Raw genomic sequence first — 23,997 nt, forward strand, 5'->3', positions numbered from 1 at the left:
TCTGTCATATTCCGGCAGTTTCGAAATGCTCCCCTGGCGTACGCCCCCATCGCGGCTAGCGTCCCCGATCCATGGGACACCTGGACCACGCCGCCTTCGGCTGGCTGACACCCGCGCTTTCGTACGTCATGGCATGCATCGGCGCGGCTCTCGGCCTGAGCTGCACCGTGCGCGCTCTCGACTCGACCGGCCGCTCGCGCCGCAACTGGCTGATCACGGCCGCATCCGCCATCGGCTCGGGCATCTGGACCATGCACTTCATCGCGATGCTCGGATTCGGGGTGAGCGGCACGGACATCCGCTACGACGTACCGCTGACCCTCCTCAGCCTGCTCGGCGCCATGGTGGTGGTCGGCGGCGGTGTCTTCGCCGTCGGCTACGGCCGCGACCGGACCAGGGCGCTGCTGCTCGGCGGGCTCGCCACCGGACTCGGCGTCGCCAGCATGCACTACCTCGGCATGGCGGCACTCCGCCTGCACGGCACGATCCACTACGACCCGCTGCGGGTCGCGCTCTCCGTCGCCATCGCGGTCGCCGCGGCGACCGCGGCGCTGTGGGCCGCACTCAACATCAAGTCGTCCCGGGCCGTCGCGCCGGCTTCCCTCGTCATGGGCGCCGCGGTCAGCAGCATGCACTACACCGGAATGTTCGCGGTCTCCGTACGGGTCGCACCCTCCGGGGAGGGACTGCCCGGCGCCACCACCATGCAGTTCATTTTTCCCCTGGCCGTGGGACTCGGCTCGTACCTCTTCCTCACCTCGGCATTCGTCGCACTCTCCCCGACGGCCGGGGAGCGCGCCGCCTACGCCTTCGCCGAACGCGCCGAAGCACCCGCTGACACGGACCCCGCCGCTGCCCCGCAGGGCTTCACCGGGCGGGGCGCCGCCTTCCGGTCACGGCGCGGCGGCGGCCTCGCGGCCCCCGAAACATCGCCCGCCACCGCGCCCGTCACCCGCCCGTGAAACAGGCGTGACCCGTCGCCCGGAAACCGCGACACACCCAGCACCACACTCGGAACGAGGAGGCCATGCGCCCACCCCGCACGACCCCGGAACCCTGTGAGCCGGCCACCGCCCAGCCGGCGCGAGGCCGCCGCGCACACGCGGGCCCACCGGCCGACGAGAGCGCCGAGCACGACCTGCGGCTGCTGCGGACACAGGCCCCGCCCGCGCCGCGAGGCCGGTGGACCCTGCGCCCCAGGACCGTACGCGCGAAGATCATCTCGCTGCTGATGGTGCCCGTTGTCTCGCTGCTCGCCCTATGGGGATTCGCCACCGTCACCACCGCCCAGGACGTGGCACGCCTCCGCCAGCTGGAGCGGGTCGACGGCGAGATCCGGGCCCCCATGTCCACCGCTGTCGCGGCGCTCCAGAGCGAGCGCCGGGAAGCCATGCTCCAGAGCGCCGCGCCCAGCAGCACCCAGGCCACCCTGCTGGAACGCAGGGCCGGACGCACCGACAAGGCGCTCGCAGCCCTCAGGCTCGACAGCGGCCACACCATCGCCGACACCGGCAACGTCCCGTCCGAGGTCGCCGACCAGCTCGACGGCTTCCTCGGCCTCACCCGCAACCTGCGCGCCGATGAACGATCGGAGGGACAGGCCGACGGCGACGCGAACGCCGTGTACGACCGGTACACCGAGGCCATCTCCGCGGCCCTGGGAGTCTCCGGCGCACTCACCACGATCCAGGACCACGCCGGCGGCTCCGACGCCCGCGTGCGGCTCGAACTGGCCCGCGCCGACGAGATGCTGGCCCGTGAGGACGCCCTGCTGACCACCGCCGCCCGCATCGGAATGCTCAAGGACGGCCAACTGCGCCAGTTCACCGGCGCGGTGGAGACCCGCAGGAACCTCACCGAGACCGCGGGCGCGGACCTCCCCGCCCCCGAGCGCGCCGCCTGGCAGCGGCTCACCGCCGGCCCCGCCCACCGGCAGATCCAGGCAGCCGAGGACAAGGTGCTCGCCGCACCCGCCGGACACGGGGCCGCGCGGGCCGCACCGGCCGACGACTGGGAACGAGCGGTCGAACGAGTCCGGACCGGGGCCCGCACCATCCAGGCCACTGCCGGTCAGCACACCACCGGTCGATCCTCCCCGCTCGCCCGAGGACTGTTCACCCCGTCCGGAGCCGCCGTCCTGTTCGGCTGCGTCGCCGTCACGGCCTCCCTGGTCATCTCCGTACGCATCGGCCGGGCGCTCGTCGTCGAACTCGTCAGCCTCCGCAACAGCGCCCTGGAGATCGCCCGCCGCAAACTGCCCCTGGCCATGCAACGGCTGCGGTCCGGTCAGGAGCTCGACATCGGGGCCGAGGCTCCGCAGGGCCCGGCCGCCCACGACGAGATCGCCCAGGTCGCCGAGGCACTCGGTACGGTGCACCGGGCAGCCCTCGGCGCAGCCGTCGAACGGGCCGAACTCGCCGACGGCATCTCCGGAGTCTTCGTCAACCTGGCCCGGCGCAGCCAGGTGCTTGTCCACCGCCAGCTCAACCTGCTCGACAGCATGGAACGCCGCGCCGACGACCCCGACGAGCTGAGCGATCTCTTCCGGCTGGACCACCTCACCACCAGGATGAGGCGGCACGCCGAGAGCCTGATCATCCTGTCCGGCGCGGCACCGGGACGCGCCTGGCGGATGCCCGTGCCGCTGACCGACGTCGTACGGGCCGCAGTGTCCGAGATCGAGGACTACGCCCGGACCGAGGTACGGCAACTTCCCGACGCCGCCGTGCAGGGCACAGCCGTGGCCGACCTCACCCATCTGCTCGCCGAACTCATCGAGAACGCCGCACAGTTCTCACCGCCCCACACCAAGGTACGTATCAGCGGAGAACCCGTGGGCAACGGCTATGCCCTGGAGATCGAGGACCGAGGCCTCGGCATGGGCGACGAACTCCTCGGCGAGGCGAACCGGCGGATCGAGCAGGCCGAGGCGCTCGATCTCTTCGACAGCGACCGGCTCGGACTCTTCGTCGTCAGCAGGCTCGCTGTTCGGCACCACATCAAGGTCCAGTTGCGCACGTCCGCGTACGGCGGGACGACCGCGGTGGTGCTGCTGCCCACCGCACTGCTGCAGAGCGCGCTGCCGTCTGCCGGAAGCCCGCCCGCCGAGGACCCGCCCGCCGAGGACCCGGCTGCCGAGCGGAACACCACTGGCCGACGCGGAGGCGCCCACGGCCGCCCGCCCTTCGGTCCGGGCGCAGGCGCCCGCACGGGCCACGGCACCCGTGCCGCCCGGCCGACGACCACCGCATTCCCACCACCGGTGCCCGCACCCGCGCTGGATGCCGGTCGCGATCCGGGGCACCTTCCCGGCCCCGCCACCGTCACCGCGTTGCGCGGGCGTCCCGGCCGAGCGGACCAGCCCTCCGGTGCCCTGCCCCGCACGGAACCGCCGCCGGACGAGGACACGCTGCCGCGCCGGGTACGGCAGGCCAGTCTCGTTCCGCAGCTCCGCGAAGAGCCCCGTCCCGGCGAACCACCGTCCGGCGACGGCCCGAACGGCACCGTCCGGCCGTCGCGACTCACCCCCGAGCAGGCCAGGGACCGGATGACCGCCTACCGCAATGGGTGGCTGCGCGGCGGCGGTACGGCTCCCGGCACGTCCGCGCTCGGGCCCGATGCCACAGACCCGCGTCCACGCAGCGAAGAAGACCCTGAATGATCGCGAACGTAAGGAGACCTTGAATGATCGCGAACGAGAGGACCGCCGGGCGCCATACCTCGGGCGAACTCGACTGGCTGCTGGACGACCTGGTGACGCGGGTCGGCGAGGTCCGGCACGCTGTCGTGCTCTCCAACGACGGCCTTGCCGTGGGCGCCTCCAGCGCGCTCAGCCGTGGGGACGCCGATCATCTCGCCGCGGTGGCCTCCGGATTCCACAGCCTCGCCAAGGGCGCGGGCCGCCACTTCGAGGCCGGGGACGTACGGCAGACGATGGTCGAAATGGACGAGGGCTTCCTGTTCGTGGCGGCGGCCGGCGACGGATCGTGCCTCGCCGTGCTCAGCACGGCCTTCGCCGATATCGGCCTGGTCGCCTACGAGATGGCCCGGCTCGTCAAACGCGTCGGCGAGCATCTCCGTACCCCGGCGCGGTTAGCCGCATCCCCGCCAGCGGCCGGCTGAGCGGGCGGAGGCGGTCGTGCTCATGAACGATGACGGCCCGGAAGACATCCCGCTGCTTCCGGGATCGCGCCTGCTTCCGGGCAGCCAGTGGTACGACGCCGAGGCCGGCCCACTGGTGCGTCCCTACGCGGTGACGGGCGGCCGGACCGAACCGGGCTCCAGCGGGGCGCAGTTCGACCTGATCGCGCTCGTCACCCTCGACGACAGCGCACCGGACCGGTCGGAGGAGCAGTACCTCCTCGGCCCCGAACACCGGGCCCTGCTCGCGCTCTGCCGGTCGCGGACCCAGTCCGTCGCGGAACTCTCGGCCGATGCGGACCTTCCCGTGGGCGTCGTCCGCGTACTCCTCGGCGACCTGCTCGAAGCGGGCCGCGTACGCGTCAGCCGTCCCGTTCCGCCTGCGCAGTTGCCCGACGAGCACATCCTGCGCGAGGTGATCAACGGCTTGCGGGCCCTGTAGAAGCACACCGAGCCGCCGGGCGGGCGAGCGGCACGGGCCCTGCTCCCCGCTCGGTGGAGGGGAGGAAGAGCCCGTGCCCGTTGTACATGGGGTTCGTCCGGGTCAGACGTTGACGCCGTAGTCGGACGCGATGCCCGCCAGGCCCGAGGCGTAACCCTGGCCGACCGCACGGAACTTCCACTCCGCGCCGTGCCGGTACAGCTCGCCGAAGACCATGGCGGTCTCCGTGGACGCGTCCTCACTGAGGTCGTAGCGGGCCAGCTCGACGCCGTTCGCCCGGTTCACCACGCGGATGAACGCGTTGCGGACCTGGCCGAAGCTCTGCCCACGGCTCTGCGCGTCATGAATGGAGACCGGAAAGACGATCTTGGCCACGTCCGACGGGACGGCCGACAGCTCCACATTGATGGACTCGTCGTCGCCCTCGCCCTCACCGGTCAGGTTGTCGCCGGTGTGCTGGACCGAACCGTCCGGGCTGGTGAGGTTGTTGTAGAAGACGAAGTGCAGATCGGAGAGGACCTTGCCCGCGTCCGAGCAAAGCAGCGCGCTCGCGTCCAGGTCGTGGTCCGCGCCCGTCGTCGTCCGTACGTCCCAGCCCAGGCCGACCGTCACTGCGGTCAGGCCGGGTGCCTCCTTCGACAAGGAGACGTTGCCGCCCTTGGCCAGGGTCACACCCATGAACTTCCTCCATTGATCCAGTGGTCCAGCGGTTCGGTGAACGACGCTGCTTCGGCCGTCCCCTGGTCAACGACGGCGTCGCGACCGTGGTGGTTCCCTTGCTTGCGCAAGCCCTGAAGTGAACGTCCGTGAGACGTACCGTACGTTGGTGGCTCGGCGCCCTAGGCAGGTGGGTCGGCTCGGGGCGCCTGTACATCGGTCTCCTTCATGGCCTTCGCCTCACTCTTCAGGATCCGCATGGATTTGCCCAGGGCTCGGGCTGTGTCCGGCAGCTTCTTCGAACCGAACAGGACGATCACCACGATCGCCAGGATCAACAGGTGCCAGGGTTCGAGGCCGTTGCGCAACATGTACGTCCCGCCCTTCCTTTCGGTGCTTCGGCCGCAGTTTTCGCTCGGCGTTCGTGGACAGTGCTTCAAGCTGGCTGTAGGCAGGTCCGATGATCCGCTCGGACATCAATACTTGCTACATTGCGCAACTGTACAACCATGGAGTGGTGGAGCACGTCTTCCCTCATGGGAACCTGACGGACGGGGTGGCCGATGACGGGAAGTCGTAACGCGGGAGCGGGCAGGGGGAGGGCCGGCCGCCTGCGCCGGACAGCCATGTTCGGGCTGTCGTTCCTCGTACTGCTGGTCGCGGGCGTCGGGTGGGGCTACCTCAAACTCGGCGGCAGCATCGACACCTTCAGCGCGGACGGCATCTCCGACGACCGGCCGCCGGGTTCCTCGCAGGGACAGAACGTCCTGGTCATCGGATCGGACTCGCGCTCGGGCGACAACAGCCGGCTCGGCGGCGGCACGGGCGCCGTGGGGCGTTCCGACACCGCGTTCCTCCTCCATGTGTACGGCGACCACAAGCACGCGGTCGCCGTGTCCATTCCGCGTGACGCGCTGGTCGACATTCCGGCCTGCAAGGGGCCCGACGGCCGGTGGACCGCCCCGCAGCACGGCGTGATGTTCAACGGGGCGTTCTCGGTGGGGGAGACGGCCGAAGGGAACCCTGCCTGCACCCAGAACACCGTCGAACACCTCACCGGCCTGCGCGTCGACCACACCGTCGTCATCGATTTCGCCGGATTCTCCGCGCTGACCTCGGCCGTCGGCGGCGTACCCGTCTGCCTGCCCCAGGACATCTACCAGCGCGACCTCAGCCCGAAGCGCACCACCCGAGGGGAAAGGATCTTCACGAAGGGTCCTCAGACCGTCTCCGGTCAGCAGGCACTCGACTACGTCCGGCTGCGGCACGGCATCGGCGACGGCTCGGACATAGGGCGTATCAAACGGCAGCAGGCATTCGTCGCCTCCCTCATCAAGAAGGTCAAGTCGCAGGGACTGAACCCCACCACGCTCCTTCCCCTGGCCAACGCGGCCACCGATGCGATGACCGTCGACCCCGGACTCGGATCGGCCGACCGGCTGCTGTCGTTCGCCCTGTCGATGAAGAAGATCGACCTGCACAACACCAAGTTCGTGACCGTGCCCTGGCGTTACGAGGGGGCCCGCGTCGCGATCGTCGAGCCGGACGCCGACGCGCTCTGGGCCGCGCTCAAGGCCGACCGTACGGTCGACGGCAAGGACGCCAGCGGCAAGGGGCCGGGGAAGTCCTCGGACGAGGGCGACGAGAACGACAGCCGCCCGGCGTCGCCCGCGGCGGACGCTCCGGTCTCCGGCAAGGGAATCAGCGTCGCCGTCTACAACGGAACCACGGTCAGGGGACTCGCCGCCCGGGCGGCCGAATTCCTGCGCTCGCGGGACTTCACCGTCACCACCACGGCCACCGCGAGCAGCCAGGACCGCACCTCGACCGTGATCGAGTACGGACCCGGACTGCGGGACGAGGCGGAAACCACCGCGCGGCTCTTCGCGGGGGCACGGACGACGGCGTCCGGCACCGCCGGAATCCAGGTGATCCTGGGCAGTTCCTACGCGCAGAACCCCTCGGCCACACCCGACGCGCCGACCCCCTCCACCGTTCCGTCCAACGTCGCCGACGAGGCCCGGTCGGCCGACGACGACCCGTGTGCGGACCTCTCGTACGGCTGACCGGCCATCAGGGGCGGTACGGCGTGGCTCAGCGCGACGCCCCGGCCGTCCGGAGCTGCAACGCCGGGTGACGGGGAGCCGCGAAGCCGTACGACTCGTACAGCGCGGCCCCGTCCTCGGTGGCGTTCAGATTGATCACCGTGACCCCGGCCTCCTCGCGGAACCAGGTGAGCAGGGCGTCGAGGCAGACCCGGGCATGCCCCAGACGGCGCCGCCGGGGGCCGGTGCTGACATTGGAGACGTGCCCCTGCAGACCGCTCGGGTTCGCCGGGCCGGGGGCATGCGCGTCGCACGTCCCGACCGCACTGGCGACGACGCCGAGCACGGGATCGTCGACCAGGAACGCGGCGAACAGGTCCGGCCGGCGCATCCGCTCGGCGAACCACTGCGCGGAGGCCGCCCGCCACGGCGCGTCCGGGCCGCCCGTCTCCGCCCCCATCCCGTCCAGCATCAGCCCGCGCAGCCGGACCGATGCGGGCACGTCGTCGAGCGTGGCGCGACGGGCACGCACCACCGGCACACCATCGCGGCCGGTACCAGTGCTGGAGCCAGTACCGGTGCCGGACTCATCACGGTCGACGTACGACGGGGTCACGAAGGGCTCCACTTCTGCTCGTAGCGGGTCCGGGCCGCACGCAAGGCGTATGCGTACAGGGCCAGCACCGTTGCCAGCAACAGGTAATAGAGCGGCGGCAGCACGCTCATGCCCAGCAGCCCGCCGAGCGGGGTGAGCGGCAACAGCAGGCCCACCACGGCGAGACCGCACGCGGCCACCCGCAGCGGACCGCCGCCGTGAGCGCCGACGACCCGTCCGTCGTCATTCCGTCCGCCGACCATCCGTCCGCCCGTCCGGAGCAACAGCATCACCAGGGCCTGGGTCAGCAGGTTCTCGGTGAACCATCCGGAGTGGAAGGCCTCCTGCCCGCCCGAAGTCGCGGAACCGTGCAGGGCAAAGGCAAGCACGGTGAACGTCGCCAGGTCGGCGGTGGCGTTCAGCAGACCGAACCCCGTGATGAAGTGGAGGAAGTCGCGAGGACGCAGCACCGTGGGCCATCGCAGCACCTCGGACGCGGGCCGGTCGAAGGCGAAGGCGAGCTGTGCCACGTCGAAGCACAGGTTCTGCACCAGGACCTGCGCCGGAAGCATCGGCAGGAACGGCAGCATCAGCCCCGCGGCGAGCATCGCGATGACGTTGCCGAGGTTCGACGAGAGCGTGATGCGCAGATACGTGGCGATGTTCCCGCTGGAGTGGCGGCCCGCGGTGATCGCGTGATCGATGGCCGCGAGGTCCTTTTCGGCGAGGACCACGTCCGCGGTCTCCCGCGCCACGTCGACCGCGTTGCGCGGGCAGATGCCGACGTCCGCCGCGTGCAGCGCGGGCAGATCGTTGACCCCGTCACCGAGGAACCCCGTGGTCCGCCCGGCGGTGCGCAACGCCGACACGATCCGTGCCTTGTGTTCCGGCGTGCAGCGCGCGAAGACCGTGACCCGGTCGGCGGCCTCCGCGAGCTTCCCGTCCGACAACGCGTCGATCCGCTCCGCGGACATGACCTCGCCCGGATCGAGTCCGAGATCCCGGCAGGTGCGGGCGACGGTGCCGGGATCGTCACCGGTGAGGACCTTGACGGCGATGCCCCGGTCGTCGAGCGCGGCCAGGGCGTCCGACGCGCTCGGTGTGAGTGCTTCCCGCAGAGTGACGAAGCCGAGGAACGTCAGTCCCCTCTCGTCGGCCGTGGAGTACGCACGGGGCCGGGCCGGGCGCTCGGCGCGGGCCACGGCGATCAGCCGCAGACCGCCGGCGGTCTCGCGGGCGGCGAGTTCGCCCAGCCGGATCCGTTCGGCCTCGTCCAGCGCGCACCGTTCGAGCACCGCCTCGACCGCCCCCTTGGCCACGAGGGTGTGGAAGCCGAGCCTGCCGGGGCGGCGGACGACCGCGGTGGCGAGGCGGCGCACCGGATCGAACGGGAGCGCGGCGATGCCTTCGTACGCGGACAGCGGCTCGTCCCGTTCCTCCCACTCCTCCCGCTCCTCGGCCGCGTCGAGCACCGCCTCGTCGAGTGCGTCGGGGGCGGGCAGATCGGCCAGCTGGAGCGTCCACAGCGCGTTGACCGCGGCCCAGCGCAGTGCCTCGGGATCGGAGCGGCCCGACACGCCCAGCGAACTCTCGACGACCGGCCGGTCCTGGGTGAGGGTTCCGGTCTTGTCCACGCACAGCACATCGATGGCGCCGAGGTCGTGCAGCGCGGGCAGCCGTTTGACGATCACCCCGTGGTCCCTGGCGAGCAGCGAAGCCCCCCTGGCCAGTGCCGTCGTGACGATCACCGGCAGCATCTCCGGAGTCAGCCCGACGGCCACCGCGACGGCGAACGGCAGCGTCTCCAGGCCCCGGCCGCGCAGCGCCGCGTTGGCCATGAGCACCAGGGGCGGGGTGAGCAGCATGAAGCGGATCAGCGTCCAGGAGATCCCGTGCACCGAACGGTCGAAGGCACTGGTCCCGCGGCGGCGCGCCGAACCGTCGTACGCGGCGGCGAACCTGGTCTCCGCACCCGTCGCCGTCACCACAGCCGTACCGCTGCCGGAGGCCACGCTGCTGCCCTGGAAACACAGCTCCGGCCGGGCGAACGGCCCTTCCCCGGCGCCGTCCCCGGGGCCGGCGGTGGCGCGGAGCCGTGACGGCGTGTCCACTGGGTGCTTCGCGACCGGCACCGACTCGCCGGTGAGCGCCGACTGATGGACGGTCAGGCCACTCGCACGCAACAACCGCAGATCGGCGGGTACGAGATCACCCGGACCGAGCCGGATCACATCACCCGGCACCAGCTCCGCGACCGGGAGCTCACGGGCGCGCGGCGCGGCATCCGGCCCCGCCCGGCGCAGCACGGTCGCGGTGGTCGCCACCAGCTCCCGCAGCGCGGCGGTGGACCGGTCCGCCCGGTGCTCCTCCGCGGAGCGCAGCAGACAGCTGACCACCACGAGCACCAGCGTCACGCACGCCGTGCCCCATGAGGCCACCGCTGCCGAGACCAGGCCCAGACACAGGAGGACCGAGGTGAACGGGTCGCGCAGACTGCGCAGGAAACGGCGGGGCCAGGAGACCGGGCGCCAGGCCGGCAGCATGTTCTCGCCGAACCGCGCCAGCCGTTCCCCGGCCTGCTCCTCAAGCAGTCCCCTCGGTCCGCTGTCCAGCGAGCGCAGCACCTGCAAGGAGGTGGGTGCGGCAGTCGCGGAAGCGTCGGCGAGGACATCGGGGGCGGCGCTCCGCCCGGCCTTCGCACCGGCTATCGGTACGACGAGGGCGGAAGGCGCCTCGGGGTCGCCGGTGCTGCCGGGGCCTGCGGCGGTACTGCTCTCAGGCACCGAGCCCACGGAGGCGTGAGGGCTTTGCGGGCGCGTGTCCGGCACGCTCCGCGAGCTGGCCGACCATCAGCCGGACGACGGTCACCACATCGGGATCGTCGACCAGGTACACCTGCCGGCGGCCTTCGCGCCGGGACCGTACGAGACCCGCCAGCTTGAGCTTTGTCAGGTGCTGGCTCACCGAGGGAAGGGTGCCGCCCACGCGGTCCGCGAGCCCGGTCACATCGCTCTCGCCCTGGGACAGGGCCCATACGATGTGCAGTCGCGCAGGCGTCGCCAGGAGGCCGAAGGCAGCCGCGGCCTCCACCAGTACATCCGCGGGCGGATCCTCGAAACCGCCGTCGGCAGCTCTCGACACTCTTGCTCTCCCTGTCCGCGTGGCCCGATTCCTCGCACCCGAAGCCTTCAGTGTAGGCGCCGGACGTCCGCCGCCTGCGGGCCCCTGCGCGGACGGGCCGGGAGCGGCGGACACTGCCCCGGTGATCGGCGGAAATGGCCGGGGGAGAGATGCCGGATTGCGGACCGATCCGATTGTGGGCCGATCCGGGCAGCGAAATGATCCGGACTTGTCACATCACCAAGAAATCGAACTCACCCCATGGCGAGGGTTCTTCTTTGCCATGCTGTCGGCCTGCGCAGGCGGGAACTGGGCGGGCGATTGCCGACGCACACGGCATCCGAGCACCCTGAGACGCTCCGACCTGCGCATTCGACATCCAGCGACGCACTGGTGAGAGAAGTGATCAATGCCTTCCGAGCACGCTGACAACACATACGGGGAGACGGCCGGGGAGTCCGCGGAGACCGATGCTCTCGCGCTGAAGATATTGGTCGCCGGAGGCTTCGGCGTCGGAAAGACAACACTGGTCGGCGCCGTCAGTGAGATCAGGCCACTGCGGACGGAGGAATTTCTCAGCGAGGCGGGACAGTCGGTCGACGACACGGACGGGGTCGATCAGAAGACCACCACAACCGTCGCCATGGACTTCGGACGGATCACCATCCGGTCAGGCCTGTCGCTCTATCTGTTCGGCACGCCGGGACAGGACCGCTTCTGGTTCCTGTGGGACGAACTCTCCCAGGGCGCGCTCGGTGCCGTCGTCCTCGCCGATACCCGTCGGCTGGAGGACTGCTTCCCGGCCGTCGACTACTTCGAGCACCGCCGCATCCCCTTCGTCGTCGCGGTCAACTGCTTCGCCGGTGCCCGCACATATGGCGAGCACGAGGTGTCCCGAGCTCTCGACCTCGACCTCGGCACACCCGTCGTCCTGTGCGATGCGCGCGACCGGGAGTCCGGCAAGGAGGTGTTGATCCGCATGGTCGAGTACGCCGGCAGGATGCACACCGCCCGGCTCCTCGACTCCGTGAGCTGACCCTCCCGGGCGCTCGTCCGCCGCGTGATCCGGGGCCCGGACCAAGCCACATGGCGAAGGAGTGCTTGCCCCTGGGTGACCGGTGCGCAAGGCTTACGGCAACGGGGCACGGGGAACGCATGAGCGGGGAGGAGCGGGGAATGGCGCTGGACAGGGGACTCGACTGGCTCCTTGACGACCTGACGAACAGGGTCGAGTACATACGGCACGCACTCGTGCTGTCGAACGACGGACTGGTCACGGGCGCGAGCACGGGCCTGGCCCGCGAGGACGCCGAGCATCTCGCAGCGGTCTCGTCCGGGCTGCACAGCCTGGCGCGTGGGTCGGGGCGCCACTTCCGGGCAGGGAAGGCCCGGCAGACCATGGTGGAGTTCGACGAGGCACTGCTCTTTGTGACGGCGGCAGGGGACGGCAGCTGCCTGTGCGTGCTGAGCGAGGCCGAGGCCGATGTCGGCCAGGTCGCCTACGAGATGACGTTGCTGGTCAACAGGGTCGGTGAGCATCTTGGTGTCGCCGCGCGGCAGTCGGCGGGCGAAGGGGCCGACCGCCTCTGACCGGGGTGAGGGGCGCTGATTCGGCGGCGGCAGCTCTGATCGGGGCAAGGGGATCTGATCGGGCGGAGACAGTTCTGATCGGGGCGCCGGAGTTATCCACAGGCCGGGCGGGCGGGATCTCTTCCGGGTTACGGTGCTCACAGAGAGTGACCGAGCCTCATGGGGGAGAGCGTCATGACTGTTGCCGAAGACGTGTGCACGGAGATCACCGGTATGCCTGCGGAGAGCATGCCTGCCGCAGGCGCGGTGGCGGTGGGCACGGCCGCCCAGGAACTCCGCTTGAAGCGCGACGAGTTCGCGATCGCCGTGCATCTGGGGCTGATCCGCCTGGCAGTGCCGCAGGACGGCGGGCGGCCGAGGGTCGGGTGCGACGAGATCGAGCGGCTCCGGTCGCAGGCCGGGTTCCCGGCGGAGCTCCGGGAAAGGGTGCGCACGGTCGGGACGGCGAAGGGGGCTCAGCAGCTCGGGATCAGCCCGGACCGCTTCACCAAACTCGCCCGTGCGGGATGCCTCACGCCGATCACCTTCTACCTCAACCGGTACCGGGCAATCGTCTGGCTCTATCTCGCCGATGAAATCACGGGGTTCGCCGCCCGGGAGTCGCAGCTCCTGACCGGCAGGAGCCCGGCCTGGCTGCGTGACCGCCTGGAGGGAGGCGCCGACTGCCGTGCGGTCAACTGGCGCTCGCGCAGGGTCGAACGGCTGCTGAGCCTCATGGAGGATCCATGGGCCCGAGTGGCCGTGCTCGCAGACACGCTGGACCCGGTGCAGTTGGCGGAGGTGGTCGACGATCCGTACGAACGCGTGTACCTCGCCAGGATCCGACCCGGACCGGCCTTCGGGCCGGCCGGGCCGGCCTGGGCGCGCGAGACCACGGCGCATCTGATGCAGGCCGACGAACCTGACGAGATGCTGTGGCGCCGGGTGAGCCTGATCGCGGAGCTGGACAATGCCCGGGAGGTTCGGCAGGCGCCCCGTCCGGGAGGCGATCGGCGCGCCTTCCCCTACCCGCGAACCGGGCGTGAGCCCGCGCCGGATTCCCGAGCCGATTCGGAACCCGGTCCGGCGTCCGCTGTGGTACCCGCGCCCCCTCCCAACGCCTCACCGATCCCGATTCCGAGCCCAGGTTTGAACCCAGGTCCGAGCCCGATCCCAGGGCCGGTTCCGGCGCCCGGTCCTGTCAGGGCGTCGACAGACGCGGCAGGGCCCGAGGTTGGTCTGCTCGCCCGGATCGGTCTGCGCAGGCGAACAGGCAGGGCTGCGAACCGTCGGCCATCCCCACCAGGGCGTGCGCCGTTCGGCGGGTGACGAGGCGGAATCGCGCCCACCGCGATCGATGGGGCACCAGCCGACCGCGACCGATGGAGAACCAGCGGAGGGAGGAAAAGAGCTCGCGGAGAATGCGCGGCACCAGGCATTCTGTCCCCCATGCTGATCAAGGAAGCCACCACCGAGGACTGGCCCGCCATCTGGCCGTTCTTCCACGAAATCGTCGCCGCGGGGGAGACCTTCACCTACCCACTCGATCTCGGCGAAGCCGACGCCCGCTCCTGGTGGCTCCTGGAGTCCCCCAACTGTACGGTCGTTGCGGTCGACGACGACGGGACAGTTCTCGGCACGGCCAAGATGAACAACAACCACATGGGCAATGGCTCGCACATCGCCAGTGCCAGTTACATGGTCGATCCCAAGCACTCGGGGCAGGGCGTCGGCCGGGCCCTGTGCGAGTACACCCTGGACTGGGCCCGCACGTCGGGGTTCAGGGCGATGCAGTTCAACGCGGTGGTGGAGACGAACGTCCACGCCGTCGGGCTCTACAGGTCGCTCGGATTCGAGGTTCTCGGGACGCTCCCGGAAGGGTTCAACCACCCGGAACAGGGCTTTGTCGGGCTGCACATCATGCACCGCCGCCTCTGACAACGGCATCGCCACTCACGCCGCACTCCTCGCTTCTCCGTTCGCGGTATGTCCGTCATGTCTGAACACGTGGTGGTGTGTGAACAGTTGGTGTCACAGGTGCTTCGTGGGGCGGGTGCGTGGGGTGTTGGCGGGGGCAGTACTCTGCGCCCCACCGCCACTCGGGCGATGACATTCATGCGGAGGAAGAATCCATGACCATACCCAGGAGATCGTTGCGCGCCGCGGGAACGCTCGTGGCCGCCGCGGTCGTCGGCCTGACCGGCGCGGTGCTCTCCGCCGGCCCGGCCGCAGCTCACACCCCCACCTGGGCCGTGACCTGTTCCGAGGTGAGCCTCGACCTGACCGCCTACAACAGCAACGTCACCAACCAGGTGACCGTCACTGTCGACGGCAAGGACCTCCTGCCCACCGAGACCTTCGGCAAGGAGTTCCACAAGAAGCTGGAGCTGCCGAAGCACGACAAGGAGCTCACGGTTCACCTCGTCGTCAAGGCCGGCGACGGCGACAACTTCTCGCGCGACGAGACCAAGACGGCGCCCGTGTGCGAGGACGCCGGCACCCCGCCGCCCGCACCGTCCGAGGGCACGCCGTCCGCGGCTCCGTCCACCGAGGCACCGGCCGCGAGCGCCACGCCCAGTGAGGCGCCTTCGACGTCCGCGCCCGCCGCGGCCTCCCCGAGCCCCAGCTCGCCGGACCTGGCCGAGACGGGTTCCTCGTCCGCCACCCCGGTCATCGCCGGAGCGGCCGTGGCCGTTCTGCTGGCGGGCGGCGGCATCATGTGGTCCGTGCGCAAGCGTCGTACCGCACAGCACTGACGAATGAGCCGGTGGTCCTGGCACAGGCTGTGCCGGGACCACCGGTCGAGGCGGTGCCACCGCACGCCCGGCGCGTGGGGCGGCACGTCCTCCGAAACGCCGTCACACCTGCTGCGTGGTCGGCGGAGGAGTGGCGACGGGCGGCACCGAGGGCCCGATCTCGCACCAGACCGCCTTGCCCTCGCCGCGGGGCTCGATGCCCCAGCGAATGGCTATGGCGTCCAGGAGCAGCAGACCCCGCCCCGATGTCGCGGTTTCGCCCGGACTGCGCCGCCTCGGCCAGGCGCTGGAGCGGTCCTGCACGGAGAGGCGGACCCGCCGTACGGGCTCCGGCAGCACCTCCAGGGTGAGGACCGCGCCGCCTTCCGTGTGCAGCAGGACGTTCACCAGGAGCTCGCCCGTCACCAGCTCGGCGTCGTCGGCGAGTTCGGCCATGTCCCAGTCGGTCAGGGCCTGACGCACGATGTTGCGGGCGTCGGACAGCCCCTCCGGGTCCGCCTGGTGGATGTACTGATGCAGCCGCGGAGCCCGCGGCGACCCGGGGTCCGGGCTGCGCCGAAGCACCAGCAGCGCGACATCGTCCCCGGAACCCCAACGTTCCCAGAGCCGGTCCGACAGATGGTCGGCCAGTGCCTGGGCACTCGCCGGCCCCGCGCTCACCTCATTGATCAGCGCCTGGACACCCGCGTCGATGTCGGCGCCGGGCTCTTCCACCAGCCCATCGGTGTACAGGACCAGTGTTTCGCCCGGCACCAGGTCGAGGCGGGTCTCCGGGAACTCCTCGTCCTCGAAATCGGTCGAGATACCCAGCGGCAGACCGCCGCGCACCTGGGGGCTGCCTACCCGGCCGTCCATATGCCGGATCAGCGGGCCGAAATGCCCGGCCCGAACCACGCGCACGGTACCCGACGCGAGATCGACCTGGGCGTACGTACAGGTCGCGAAGCGGTCCGTGTCCAGCTCGGAGAGGAAGCGCGACGCCCGGGCCAGCACCGTCGACGGAGGGTGCCCCTCGGCGGCGTACGCACGCAGGACGATGCGCAACTGGCCCATGATGGCGGCGGCGTGCGTGTCATGACCCTGTACGTCACCGACCACGATCCCGAACCGGTTCTTGGGCAATGCGATCACGTCGTACCAGTCACCGCCGACCTGACGTCCGCTCCAGGCGGAGTGGTAGCGCACGGCGATCTCTCCGCCCTCGATCTCCTGGATCCGCCGAGGCAGCATCGCGGCCTGGAGACCGGTGGCGAATTCGCGCTCCTCGTCGAAGAGCTTGGCGCGCTGGAGGGACTGCGCCACGATCGCTGCCAGCCCCAGGCACAGATTCCGCTCGTCCGCGTTGAAGGACGTGCTCTCGCGGTAGAACAGCGCCAGTGTGCCGAGGGAACGTGCCTGGGCGACGAGGGGCAGATAGGCGGCAGCCCGGAATTTCAGCCGGGCGGCACAGGGTGCCAGCACGGGGTAGCGATCAGTGAGAGCCGGGACCGAGGTCAGGAACCGGGGCCGGCCGCTGAGCACGGTGTCCGCCAGGGGGAACCGCCGGTCCAGCCCGGCGTCCCCGAACCCGTCGATCGCCTCCACCGAGTCGCCGCTCAGAGCGATGACACTCAGCGTGGTGTTCTCGACCAGGCCGAGCGAGAGACCGTCCGCCCCGAGCCGGGCGAGCCCGCCGGGTCCGGTCAGCGCCGCGGTCACATCATCGACGGTCACCGCACGTGACAGCGCGCTCGTTGTTCGTTCAACGATGCTGGTCTGGCGTTGCCGCCGTTTCTCCAGATCCAGCACGAAGGCCGAATGGGTGACTTCCGCCGTGGCGTCCTGCACCACCCCGACGATCCGGTGCGCCAGGCCGTCGTCGCTGCGCAGTATGCGTGCCTGGATGTGGGTCCACTGGTCCCTGCCGTCGTCCAGCGGCACCCGGAAATGAACGCTGTACGAACTTCGACCGCTCTTGATCGCCTCGTCGACCGCTACCTCGAGACGGGTCCGTTCCGACCCTTCGAGCCGTTCCAGCACCGTCTCGGGCCGTGAGTCGAAGGTCCGTGGATCCAGGCCGAACACCAGCAGCCCGGCGTCGTCCATGTCGAGCGTCCCGGCCACCACGTCCCACTCGAAGCTGCCCGTCCGATTCATGGCAAGCCGCTGAGCCGTCGCGATCTCGCCGTTGTGCGTCTTCTCGATCAGCGGGCGAGGCGGGACGGAAGTACTCGGTTGCTGGTCGTGATCGGTCATTCCTGCTCCGGAGGTCGCCGGGCGGGGCTGACGGGCGGCGCGGCCCGAACTGGGTCACCTAATTGTCGAACCGCGTCCGGCAGGTTGCCACAGCGGAAACCCGGAAAAATCCGGCCGGACGAGCCCGACGAGCCGGACGAGTCGGACCGGACGAGCAGGTTCGGGCGGGCCAGGGACCCCTGCTGTCCCGGCAACGGCCCTGCCCCGCAGAATGGCAGCGGAAGATCGTCCGCGATCGGCGGTCGACACGGCACGAGGGCTGACCGGAGCGCATTCATGAACCACGAAGATCCAGTTCTGCTGCACACCGAAGGACGCGTCCGGCACATCACGCTCAACCGCCCACGTGCCCTCAACGCGCTGAACCACGCCATGGTCGCGCGCGTCACCGAAGCACTCGCCGACGCCGAGCACGACGAGTCCGTCACCGCGGTCCTGATCACCGGCGCGGGCGAGCGCGGCCTCTGCGCGGGCGGCGACATCCGGTCCATCTACGAGGACGCCCGGGCCGCCGGCAGCGCATCGCTGGACTTCTGGCGGGACGAGTACCGGCTCAACGCCCGTATCGCCCGATTCCCCAAGCCCTATGTCGCGATCATGGACGGCATCGTGATGGGCGGAGGCGTCGGCGTCTCCGCCCACGGCGACATCCGTGTCGTCACCGAACGCTCGCGCGTCGCCATGCCCGAGACCGGCATCGGATTCGTCCCCGACGTCGGCGGCACGCATCTGCTCGGTGCGGCGCCCGGTGAGCTCGGCACCCACCTGGCGCTCACCGCGGAAGCGGTAGGCGCGGGTGACGCGCTGCTGTGCGGGCTCGCCGACCACTTCGTACCGTCGCAGCGCCTCGCCGGACTCACCGCGGACCTCGCCGAGTGCGGCACGGCCGCCGAGATCGAGGGGACGGTGCGGCAGTACGCCTCACCCGCGCCGGAGGGCGAACTGGCCGCGCACCGCGAGTGGATCGACTCCTGCTACCGGGATGCCTCGGTGGAGGAGATCATCGACAGCCTCGAAAACAGTGGCATCCCCGCCGCCAAGCAGGCCGCCGAAACCATCCTGACCAAGTCGCCCACCTCGCTCAAGGTGACCCTCTCCGCGCTGCGCAGGGCACGCCGGCTCGGCAGCCTGGAGGCGGTGCTCGACCAGGAGTACCGGACTTCGTGCACCGCCTTCACCAGGCCGGACTTCGTGGAGGGCGTGCGGGCCCAGATCGTCGACAAGGACCGCGATCCGCACTGGAGCCCGGCGGACCTCGCCGAGGTGACCGACGCGGACGTCGCGCTCTTCTTCGCCCCGCTCGGCGACCGCGAACTCGGCCTGGCCGCCGTTTCCGGGACGGCGCGCTGATACGCGGCCGGCGGGGCGGGAGACACGTACGGGAATCAGAGGTCGTTCGGCCCGTCGACCGTGCGGAAAGGGACGCCGAGCAGATCGGCCGCAGCCTTGAGGTCCTTGGCGCGATGGCCGGTGCACAGCGTCCAGTGATGACCGATGCCGGTTGCCGACCAGGCATCGGTCCACTCACCGGGGTCGAAGCCGAAGTCGACCCGTGAGGTGGTGTTGCCGATCTCCAGCAGCGGCCCGGGTACGACCCGGCCCTCGGAGGCGACGAAGACGAAGGTCCCGTCGGCTTCCTGCCCGATGCCGAACGTGGTGACCGGGCCATGTCGGACGTCGAATTCCACGCTCACGCCCCAGCCGCGCTTGCCGTGGTAGACACCCAGCCCGCGCAGCAGCGGATCCTTGGCACTGATGGCGAGGTGGGCGGGGCCGTCGTGGCCCATCTCCACGACCCGGTCCCGGAAATTGAGGGCCTGGAGTTCGGTGAAGGAGCCACCGGCGCCGATGGTGTCGGCGATCAGCATGGCGAGGCTGGTTCGCAGTTCGTACTCACCGGCCATGGGGATGCCACGTGCGGTCAGCAGCGATGCGCCGAGGATCATGCCGGCGCCGAGCCGTTCGTGGATCTCGCCCTCCAGACCGCGGTGGTAGTAGGCGAGACTGTCGAGTGCGAAGTCGTCGACGAGCCGGTCCAGCCCGACCGAAACCCGGGCGGCCCACGCGAGATCATCCTCGTCGACGGAGTCGTCGAGGGTGAAGACCGTACGGGCGAGCGCGACGCGTTCGGCGGCCGCCTCGTCCGTCACGGCGGCGACCCGGACCCGCAGGTCGTCGAATTCGAGAACTTCGACATGCCCGCCGAACTGGGTGGAGACCAGCGTCAGGTCGGTGGAGACATCGAGCATGCCGGGGTAGAGGTGACCCATCAGACCGTGCCGGCCGTGACGCAGCGCGCCGCGGACCTGTGCGGCACGGATCCAGCGGCGGATCCGGTTCCACGCGTTCTCGTCGCGCAAATGGCCCGAGACGGAGCGGAAGGGGATGCCGCCGCGTCGGAACACATTGGCGACCTCCGGCAGCGGGCACTGCCCGCAGTACGCCAGCCACTTGCCCGTATCGGTGTCCGGGTGGTCCATCGCCTCGGTCGGCTGGAGGTCGATGACCAGTACCGGAGCGTGTGCGCGCTGGGCGATCGGTAGGACCATCGAGGCGGTCAGATACGTCGTCAGAAACGTCACGACGATGTCGCAGTCGGCCGAGCGCAGCCGTTCCGCGGCCTTCGCCGCCTCCTGCGGATCGGAGATGAAACCGGCGTCGACGACCTCGCAGCCCATCTCCTCGAACCGCCCGGTCACGAAGCGAGCCGACTGCCGCAGCCGGTCGAGCAGACCGGGGAACTGCGGCCAGTACGCGCCGAGTCCGCCGGACACCAGACCGATCCTGGTACGGCGGCGCGTGGTGCGGGTGAGCACACTGTCGAGCGCGGCGGGCGAGACATCAGTCATGAGCTTCCTTCCTTCGGTTCTGTCGAGGGCCGAACGGACTCAGGGCTGTTCCAGCCGCGCGGCGGCCCGGTCCCAGGCCCGCCGGTCCCCCTGCGGGGCGTACTGGCGCAATTCCTGCGTCCGTGCCACCAGTTGTCGCATGTCCGTGAGGCCCCCCACCAGACCCCGGGCACGCGCCTGCACCAGGATGTTGCCGAGCGCGGTCGCCTCGGCCGGGCCGGCCGTGACGGGAAGCCCCGTGGCATCCGCGGTCCACTGGCACAGGAGCTCATTGCGCGAACCCCCGCCGACCACATGGATCCGGTTCGGATCCCGCCCCGCGAGACCGGCTGCCTCCCGCAGCGTCCTGCGATGGGCCAGCGCCAGGCTCTCCAGCACACACCGGACATAGCCACCGGGGCTGTCGGGCGGCACCTGCCCGGTCCCTACGAGATGGGCGTCGATCCGCGACGGCATGTCACCCGGTGCGAGGAACGCCTCGTCGTCGGGATCGATCACCGCGGCGAACGGCCGGGCACGGGCCGCCGCCGCGAGCAGTGCGGGCAGACCCGGATCCTCGCCCCGCCGGTCCCAGGTCCGTCGGCACTCCTCCAGCAGCCACATCCCCATGATGTTGCGGAGATAGCGGACGGTGCCGTCCACCCCGCGCTCGTTGGTGAAGTTCGCCGCACGGGAATCCTCCGTCAGTACCGGAGCCGGCAGTTCGAGCCCGGCAAGCGACCACGTTCCGCAGGACACATAGGCGAACCCGGGCTCGGTCGCGGGCACCGCCGCGACCGCCGACGCCGTGTCGTGCGAGGCGACGGCAGTCACCGGCGTGCCGGCCGGCAAACCCGTGTACTCGACGACGTGCGACAGGATCGTCCCCGCCGGATCACCCGGCTCACGCAGCGGTGGGAACATGGAACGCTCCAGGCCCAGCCTGCCGATCAGCGCATCGGACCAGCCGCCGGCCGAAGCGTCGAACAGACCGGTCGTCGACGCATTGGTGATCTCCGCTCCCACCGAGCCCGTCAGCCAGTGGGTCAGCAGATCGGGCATCAGCAGCATCGTCCGCGCCGCACCCCACTGGGCACTCGCGCGGTGTGCGGCCAGCTGGAACACGGTGTTGAACGGCAGATGCTGCAACCCGCCGACGGCATACAGCTCCTGCGGCCCGCACACCCCCAGCACCTGCTCGGCCGCCCTTCCGTTCCGGCTGTCGCGGTAGTGGAAGGGCAGCCCGAGCAGGGCCCCGTCGGCGTCGAGAAGGCCGTAGTCGACCGCCCACGTATCGACCCCGATCGACGCGACCGGACCGCTGCGCGCCGCGGTCCGCAGACCGTCCAGCATTCCCTGGTACAGGGCGAGCACGTCCCACCGCAGCCCGTCCGGCAACCGGATGGGCGCATTGGAGAACCGGTGCACCTCGGTCAGCCGGAGCTTCTCGGGCCCGGCCAGGCCGGTGATCACCCGGCCGCTGGTGGCACCGAGGTCCACGGCGGCGAAGGCCGCTTCGCTGCGTGACATCACAGACATCGACCCCTCATCCGGTCATCGGAGGAAGGCCGCGGCCACGCCGGCATCGACGGGAACATGCAGCCCGGTCGTGTGCGTGAGGTCGCCGCCGGTCAGCGCGAAGACGGCGTTGGCCACATGCTCCGGGAGCACCTCGCGCTTGAGGAGCGTCCGCTGGGCGTAGAACTCGCCGAGCTTCTCCTCCTCGATACCGTACGTCGCCGCGCGCTGAGCTCCCCAGCCGCCCGCGAAGATCCCGGAACCCCGCACCACGCCGTCTGGGTTGATGCCGTTGACGCGGATGCCGTGCTCACCCAGCTCGGCCGCCAGCAGCCGCACCTGGTGCGCCTGATCGGCCTTGGTGGCCGAGTAGGCGATGTTGTTCGGACCCGCGAACACCGCGTTCTTCGACGTGATGTAGACGATGTCGCCTCCGAGGTTCTGCGCCCGCATCATCCGGGCGGCCTCGCGCGAGACCAGGAACGAACCGCGCGCCATGATGTCGTGCTGAAGATCCCAGTCCGCGGCCGTCGTCTCCAGCAGCGGCTTGGAGATGGAGATCCCGGCGTTGTTCACCACGAGATCCACACCGCCGAACGCCAGCGCGGCGGCCCGGAAGGCGTCTGTGATCTGCTCCTCACTGGTCACATCGGCCGTCACCGCGGCGGCCCGGTCCGGCCCGCCGAGTTCCTGCGCCACCGAGGCGGCGTTCGCCGAGTCGATGTCCGCGACGACGACACATGCCCCCTCCGCGACCAGCCGGTGCGCGATGGCCTTGCCGATGCCGGACCCCGCGCCCGTGACGAGCGCCACCCGGGTGGCCAGTGGCTTGGCCTTCGGCATCCGCCGCAGCTTGGCCTCCTCCAGCTCCCAGTACTCGATTCGGAACTTCTCGGACTCCTCGATCGGTGCGTAGGAGGAGACGGCTTCGGCACCGCGCATCACATTGATGGCGTTGAGGTAGAACTCCCCGGCGACCCTGGCCGTCTGCTTGTCCTTGCCGAAGGAGAACATGCCGACCCCGGGCACCAGCACGATCGCCGGGTCCGCACCGCGCATCGCGGGGGAGCCGGGCGAGGCATGACGTTCGTAGTATGAGCGATACGCCTCCCGGTACTCCCCGTGCAGCTCCTTCAGCCGTGCCGCCGCCTCGTCAAGCGGGGCATCCGAGGGCAGGTCGAGGACCAGCGGCTTGACCTTCGTACGGAGGAAGTGGTCCGGGCACGAGGTGCCCAGAGCGGCGAGCCGTGGGTGTTCGGTCCGGGCGAGGAAGTCCAGCACCGGCTCGGTGTCGGTGAAGTGGCCCACCTGCGGACGGTCGCTGGAGGCCAGTCCGCGGATCAGCGGGGCGAGGGCGGCGGCCCGCTCGCGGCGCCGTTCCTCGGGAAGCGGTGCCCGGCCCGCCCATTCGGGGCCGAAGGGTTCGGCCCCGCCGTGTTCCTGGAGGAAGGTCTCGGCGGTGCGGATCATCCAGAGGGCATTGCGCTCGCACTCCTCGGACGTCTCGCCCCAGGCCGTGATGCCATGCCCGCCGAGGATCACCCCGACGGCCCGCGGGTTGGCCTCCTTGACCGCCGCGATGTCCAGACCGAGCTGGAACCCCGGCCTGCGCCAGCCCACCCAGGCCACCTTGTCGCCGAAACACTCCGCGGTCAGCTTCTCGCCGTCGGCGGCGCACGCCAGCGCGATCCCCGAGTCCGGATGGAGATGGTCGACGTGAGCGGCCTCGACCAGGGCATGCATCGCAGTGTCGATGGACGGCGCCGCACCGCCCTTGCCGTGCAGGCAGTAGTCGAAGGCCGACACCATCTCGTCCTCGCGCTCCACCCCCGGGTACACGGCCTTGAGGGCGCGCACCCGGTCCAGGCGCAGCACGGCGAGCCCGGCCTCGGTGAGCGTGCCGAGATCACCACCGGAACCCTTGACCCACAGCAGTTCGGTGCCGCCACCGGTGACCGGGTCGGTGGCGGTGGCCTTGACCGATGCGTTGCCACCGGCGTAGTTGGTGTTCCGGGCGTCGGAACCGATCCGATGGGCGCGTTCCAGGAGCGCGGCGACTTCGGCATGCGTCGCGGAGGCCATGAGTTTCCTT

General features: G+C 70.4%; 20 protein-coding genes. 11 read left to right on the top strand and 9 right to left on the bottom strand.

Features of this window, described 5'->3' with window-relative positions; translation table 11 throughout:
• Positions 1-71: 71 nt before the first annotated feature.
• The 4 genes from ACFYY7_RS13070 to ACFYY7_RS13085 all read left to right on the top strand — a co-directional run bounded on the left by ACFYY7_RS13070 (position 72) and on the right by ACFYY7_RS13085 (position 4,582).
• Positions 72-962, top strand: a complete 891-nt coding sequence (locus ACFYY7_RS13070) for an MHYT domain-containing protein (RefSeq protein ID WP_388660787.1) — start codon at positions 72-74, stop codon at positions 960-962.
• Between the two features lie 65 nt (positions 963-1,027).
• On the top strand, positions 1,028-3,661 hold the full coding sequence (locus ACFYY7_RS13075) for a nitrate- and nitrite sensing domain-containing protein (RefSeq protein ID WP_388660790.1): 2,634 nt from the start codon (positions 1,028-1,030) through the stop codon (positions 3,659-3,661).
• A 23-nt stretch (positions 3,662-3,684) separates the two neighbouring features.
• Positions 3,685-4,122: a roadblock/LC7 domain-containing protein gene (locus ACFYY7_RS13080; protein WP_388660793.1), complete on the top strand. Its 438-nt coding sequence runs from the start codon at positions 3,685-3,687 to the stop codon at positions 4,120-4,122.
• A gap of 22 nt (positions 4,123-4,144) precedes the next feature.
• The gene (locus ACFYY7_RS13085; protein WP_388661116.1) at positions 4,145-4,582 is read left to right on the top strand and encodes a DUF742 domain-containing protein; all 438 of its coding nucleotides are present in this window, start codon (positions 4,145-4,147) and stop codon (positions 4,580-4,582) included.
• A gap of 102 nt (positions 4,583-4,684) precedes the next feature.
• On the opposite strand, the gene ACFYY7_RS13090 is transcribed toward ACFYY7_RS13085, so the two are convergent.
• Entirely contained in the window at positions 4,685-5,260 is a 576-nt protein-coding gene (locus tag ACFYY7_RS13090) for a TerD family protein (RefSeq protein ID WP_388660796.1), read from the bottom strand.
• 161 nt (positions 5,261-5,421) lie between these two features.
• Entirely contained in the window at positions 5,422-5,610 is a 189-nt protein-coding gene (gene tatA / locus ACFYY7_RS13095; protein ID WP_266726945.1) for a Sec-independent protein translocase subunit TatA, read from the bottom strand.
• 255 nt (positions 5,611-5,865) lie between these two features.
• Here tatA and ACFYY7_RS13100 point away from each other — a divergent pair, with 255 nt between their 5' ends.
• A complete protein-coding gene (locus ACFYY7_RS13100) occupies positions 5,866-7,305 on the top strand; it encodes an LCP family protein (RefSeq protein ID WP_388661119.1) in 1,440 nt (479 codons plus the stop codon).
• A 28-nt stretch (positions 7,306-7,333) separates the two neighbouring features.
• Here ACFYY7_RS13100 and ACFYY7_RS13105 read toward each other — a convergent pair whose 3' ends face one another.
• From ACFYY7_RS13105 to ACFYY7_RS13115, 3 genes are read right to left on the bottom strand one after another with little or no spacing between them, the layout of a single operon-like run.
• Positions 7,334-7,900: a GNAT family N-acetyltransferase gene (locus tag ACFYY7_RS13105; RefSeq protein WP_388660799.1), complete on the bottom strand. Its 567-nt coding sequence runs from the start codon at positions 7,898-7,900 to the stop codon at positions 7,334-7,336.
• Positions 7,897-10,662 (bottom strand): magnesium-translocating P-type ATPase, encoded by a 2,766-nt coding sequence (gene mgtA / locus ACFYY7_RS13110; RefSeq protein WP_388660802.1) that lies wholly within the window; start codon positions 10,660-10,662, stop codon positions 7,897-7,899. The genes ACFYY7_RS13105 and mgtA overlap by 4 nt, the downstream gene beginning before the upstream one ends.
• Positions 10,655-11,020, bottom strand: a complete 366-nt coding sequence (locus tag ACFYY7_RS13115; RefSeq protein WP_388660805.1) for an ArsR/SmtB family transcription factor — start codon at positions 11,018-11,020, stop codon at positions 10,655-10,657. Before ACFYY7_RS13115 ends, mgtA begins: the two co-directional genes overlap by 8 nt.
• A gap of 388 nt (positions 11,021-11,408) precedes the next feature.
• Between ACFYY7_RS13115 and ACFYY7_RS13120 the strand changes: the two genes are divergently transcribed.
• From ACFYY7_RS13120 to ACFYY7_RS13140, 5 genes are all read left to right on the top strand, one after another.
• Entirely contained in the window at positions 11,409-12,035 is a 627-nt protein-coding gene (locus tag ACFYY7_RS13120) for an ATP/GTP-binding protein (protein WP_388660808.1), read from the top strand.
• A gap of 140 nt (positions 12,036-12,175) precedes the next feature.
• A complete protein-coding gene (locus ACFYY7_RS13125; RefSeq protein ID WP_383722382.1) occupies positions 12,176-12,589 on the top strand; it encodes a roadblock/LC7 domain-containing protein in 414 nt (137 codons plus the stop codon).
• Between the two features lie 174 nt (positions 12,590-12,763).
• Entirely contained in the window at positions 12,764-13,897 is a 1,134-nt protein-coding gene (locus tag ACFYY7_RS13130; RefSeq protein WP_388660811.1) for a DUF6397 family protein, read from the top strand.
• Between the two features lie 120 nt (positions 13,898-14,017).
• On the top strand, positions 14,018-14,506 hold the full coding sequence (locus ACFYY7_RS13135) for a GNAT family N-acetyltransferase (RefSeq protein WP_388660814.1): 489 nt from the start codon (positions 14,018-14,020) through the stop codon (positions 14,504-14,506).
• Between the two features lie 194 nt (positions 14,507-14,700).
• Complete coding sequence (locus ACFYY7_RS13140) at positions 14,701-15,324, top strand: LAETG motif-containing sortase-dependent surface protein (RefSeq protein ID WP_388660817.1); 624 nt, start codon at positions 14,701-14,703, stop codon at positions 15,322-15,324.
• Positions 15,325-15,426: 102 nt separating this feature from the next.
• On the opposite strand, the gene ACFYY7_RS13145 is transcribed toward ACFYY7_RS13140, so the two are convergent.
• Positions 15,427-17,559, bottom strand: coding sequence for a SpoIIE family protein phosphatase (locus tag ACFYY7_RS13145; RefSeq protein WP_388660819.1), 2,133 nt, complete (start codon positions 17,557-17,559; stop codon positions 15,427-15,429).
• Positions 17,560-17,835: 276 nt separating this feature from the next.
• On the opposite strand from ACFYY7_RS13145, the gene ACFYY7_RS13150 reads away from it, so the two are divergent.
• The gene (locus ACFYY7_RS13150; protein WP_388660822.1) at positions 17,836-18,909 is read left to right on the top strand and encodes an enoyl-CoA hydratase/isomerase family protein; all 1,074 of its coding nucleotides are present in this window, start codon (positions 17,836-17,838) and stop codon (positions 18,907-18,909) included.
• 35 nt (positions 18,910-18,944) lie between these two features.
• On the opposite strand, the gene ACFYY7_RS13155 is transcribed toward ACFYY7_RS13150, so the two are convergent.
• From ACFYY7_RS13155 to ACFYY7_RS13165, 3 genes are read right to left on the bottom strand one after another with little or no spacing between them, the layout of a single operon-like run.
• On the bottom strand, positions 18,945-20,408 hold the full coding sequence (locus tag ACFYY7_RS13155) for an arabinose isomerase (RefSeq protein WP_388660826.1): 1,464 nt from the start codon (positions 20,406-20,408) through the stop codon (positions 18,945-18,947).
• A 39-nt stretch (positions 20,409-20,447) separates the two neighbouring features.
• Positions 20,448-21,926, bottom strand: coding sequence for a rhamnulokinase family protein (locus ACFYY7_RS13160; RefSeq protein ID WP_388660829.1), 1,479 nt, complete (start codon positions 21,924-21,926; stop codon positions 20,448-20,450).
• Between the two features lie 15 nt (positions 21,927-21,941).
• Positions 21,942-23,987 (bottom strand): bifunctional aldolase/short-chain dehydrogenase, encoded by a 2,046-nt coding sequence (locus ACFYY7_RS13165; protein ID WP_388660832.1) that lies wholly within the window; start codon positions 23,985-23,987, stop codon positions 21,942-21,944.
• Positions 23,988-23,997 lie beyond the last annotated feature (10 nt).

This window comes from Streptomyces sp. NPDC001933, from assembly GCF_042890955.1.
Lineage (GTDB): Bacteria > Actinomycetota > Actinomycetes > Streptomycetales > Streptomycetaceae > Streptomyces.

Coding starts and splice junctions, on each gene's coding strand:
- ACFYY7_RS13090 (WP_388660796.1), bottom strand. CDS start 5,260: ATGGGTGTGACCCTGGCCAAGGGCGGCAACGTCTCCTTGTCGAAGGAG.
- ACFYY7_RS13140 (WP_388660817.1), top strand. CDS start 14,701: ATGACCATACCCAGGAGATCGTTGCGCGCCGCGGGAACGCTCGTGGCC.
- ACFYY7_RS13160 (WP_388660829.1), bottom strand. CDS start 21,926: ATGTCTGTGATGTCACGCAGCGAAGCGGCCTTCGCCGCCGTGGACCTC.
- ACFYY7_RS13135 (WP_388660814.1), top strand. CDS start 14,018: ATGCTGATCAAGGAAGCCACCACCGAGGACTGGCCCGCCATCTGGCCG.
- ACFYY7_RS13150 (WP_388660822.1), top strand. CDS start 17,836: ATGAACCACGAAGATCCAGTTCTGCTGCACACCGAAGGACGCGTCCGG.
- ACFYY7_RS13100 (WP_388661119.1), top strand. CDS start 5,866: ATGTTCGGGCTGTCGTTCCTCGTACTGCTGGTCGCGGGCGTCGGGTGG.
- ACFYY7_RS13125 (WP_383722382.1), top strand. CDS start 12,176: ATGGCGCTGGACAGGGGACTCGACTGGCTCCTTGACGACCTGACGAAC.
- ACFYY7_RS13080 (WP_388660793.1), top strand. CDS start 3,685: ATGATCGCGAACGAGAGGACCGCCGGGCGCCATACCTCGGGCGAACTC.
- ACFYY7_RS13070 (WP_388660787.1), top strand. CDS start 72: ATGGGACACCTGGACCACGCCGCCTTCGGCTGGCTGACACCCGCGCTT.
- ACFYY7_RS13120 (WP_388660808.1), top strand. CDS start 11,409: ATGCCTTCCGAGCACGCTGACAACACATACGGGGAGACGGCCGGGGAG.
- ACFYY7_RS13145 (WP_388660819.1), bottom strand. CDS start 17,559: ATGACCGATCACGACCAGCAACCGAGTACTTCCGTCCCGCCTCGCCCG.
- ACFYY7_RS13155 (WP_388660826.1), bottom strand. CDS start 20,408: ATGACTGATGTCTCGCCCGCCGCGCTCGACAGTGTGCTCACCCGCACC.
- ACFYY7_RS13075 (WP_388660790.1), top strand. CDS start 1,028: ATGCGCCCACCCCGCACGACCCCGGAACCCTGTGAGCCGGCCACCGCC.
- ACFYY7_RS13165 (WP_388660832.1), bottom strand. CDS start 23,987: ATGGCCTCCGCGACGCATGCCGAAGTCGCCGCGCTCCTGGAACGCGCC.
- tatA (WP_266726945.1), bottom strand. CDS start 5,610: ATGTTGCGCAACGGCCTCGAACCCTGGCACCTGTTGATCCTGGCGATC.
- ACFYY7_RS13130 (WP_388660811.1), top strand. CDS start 12,764: ATGACTGTTGCCGAAGACGTGTGCACGGAGATCACCGGTATGCCTGCG.
- ACFYY7_RS13085 (WP_388661116.1), top strand. CDS start 4,145: ATGAACGATGACGGCCCGGAAGACATCCCGCTGCTTCCGGGATCGCGC.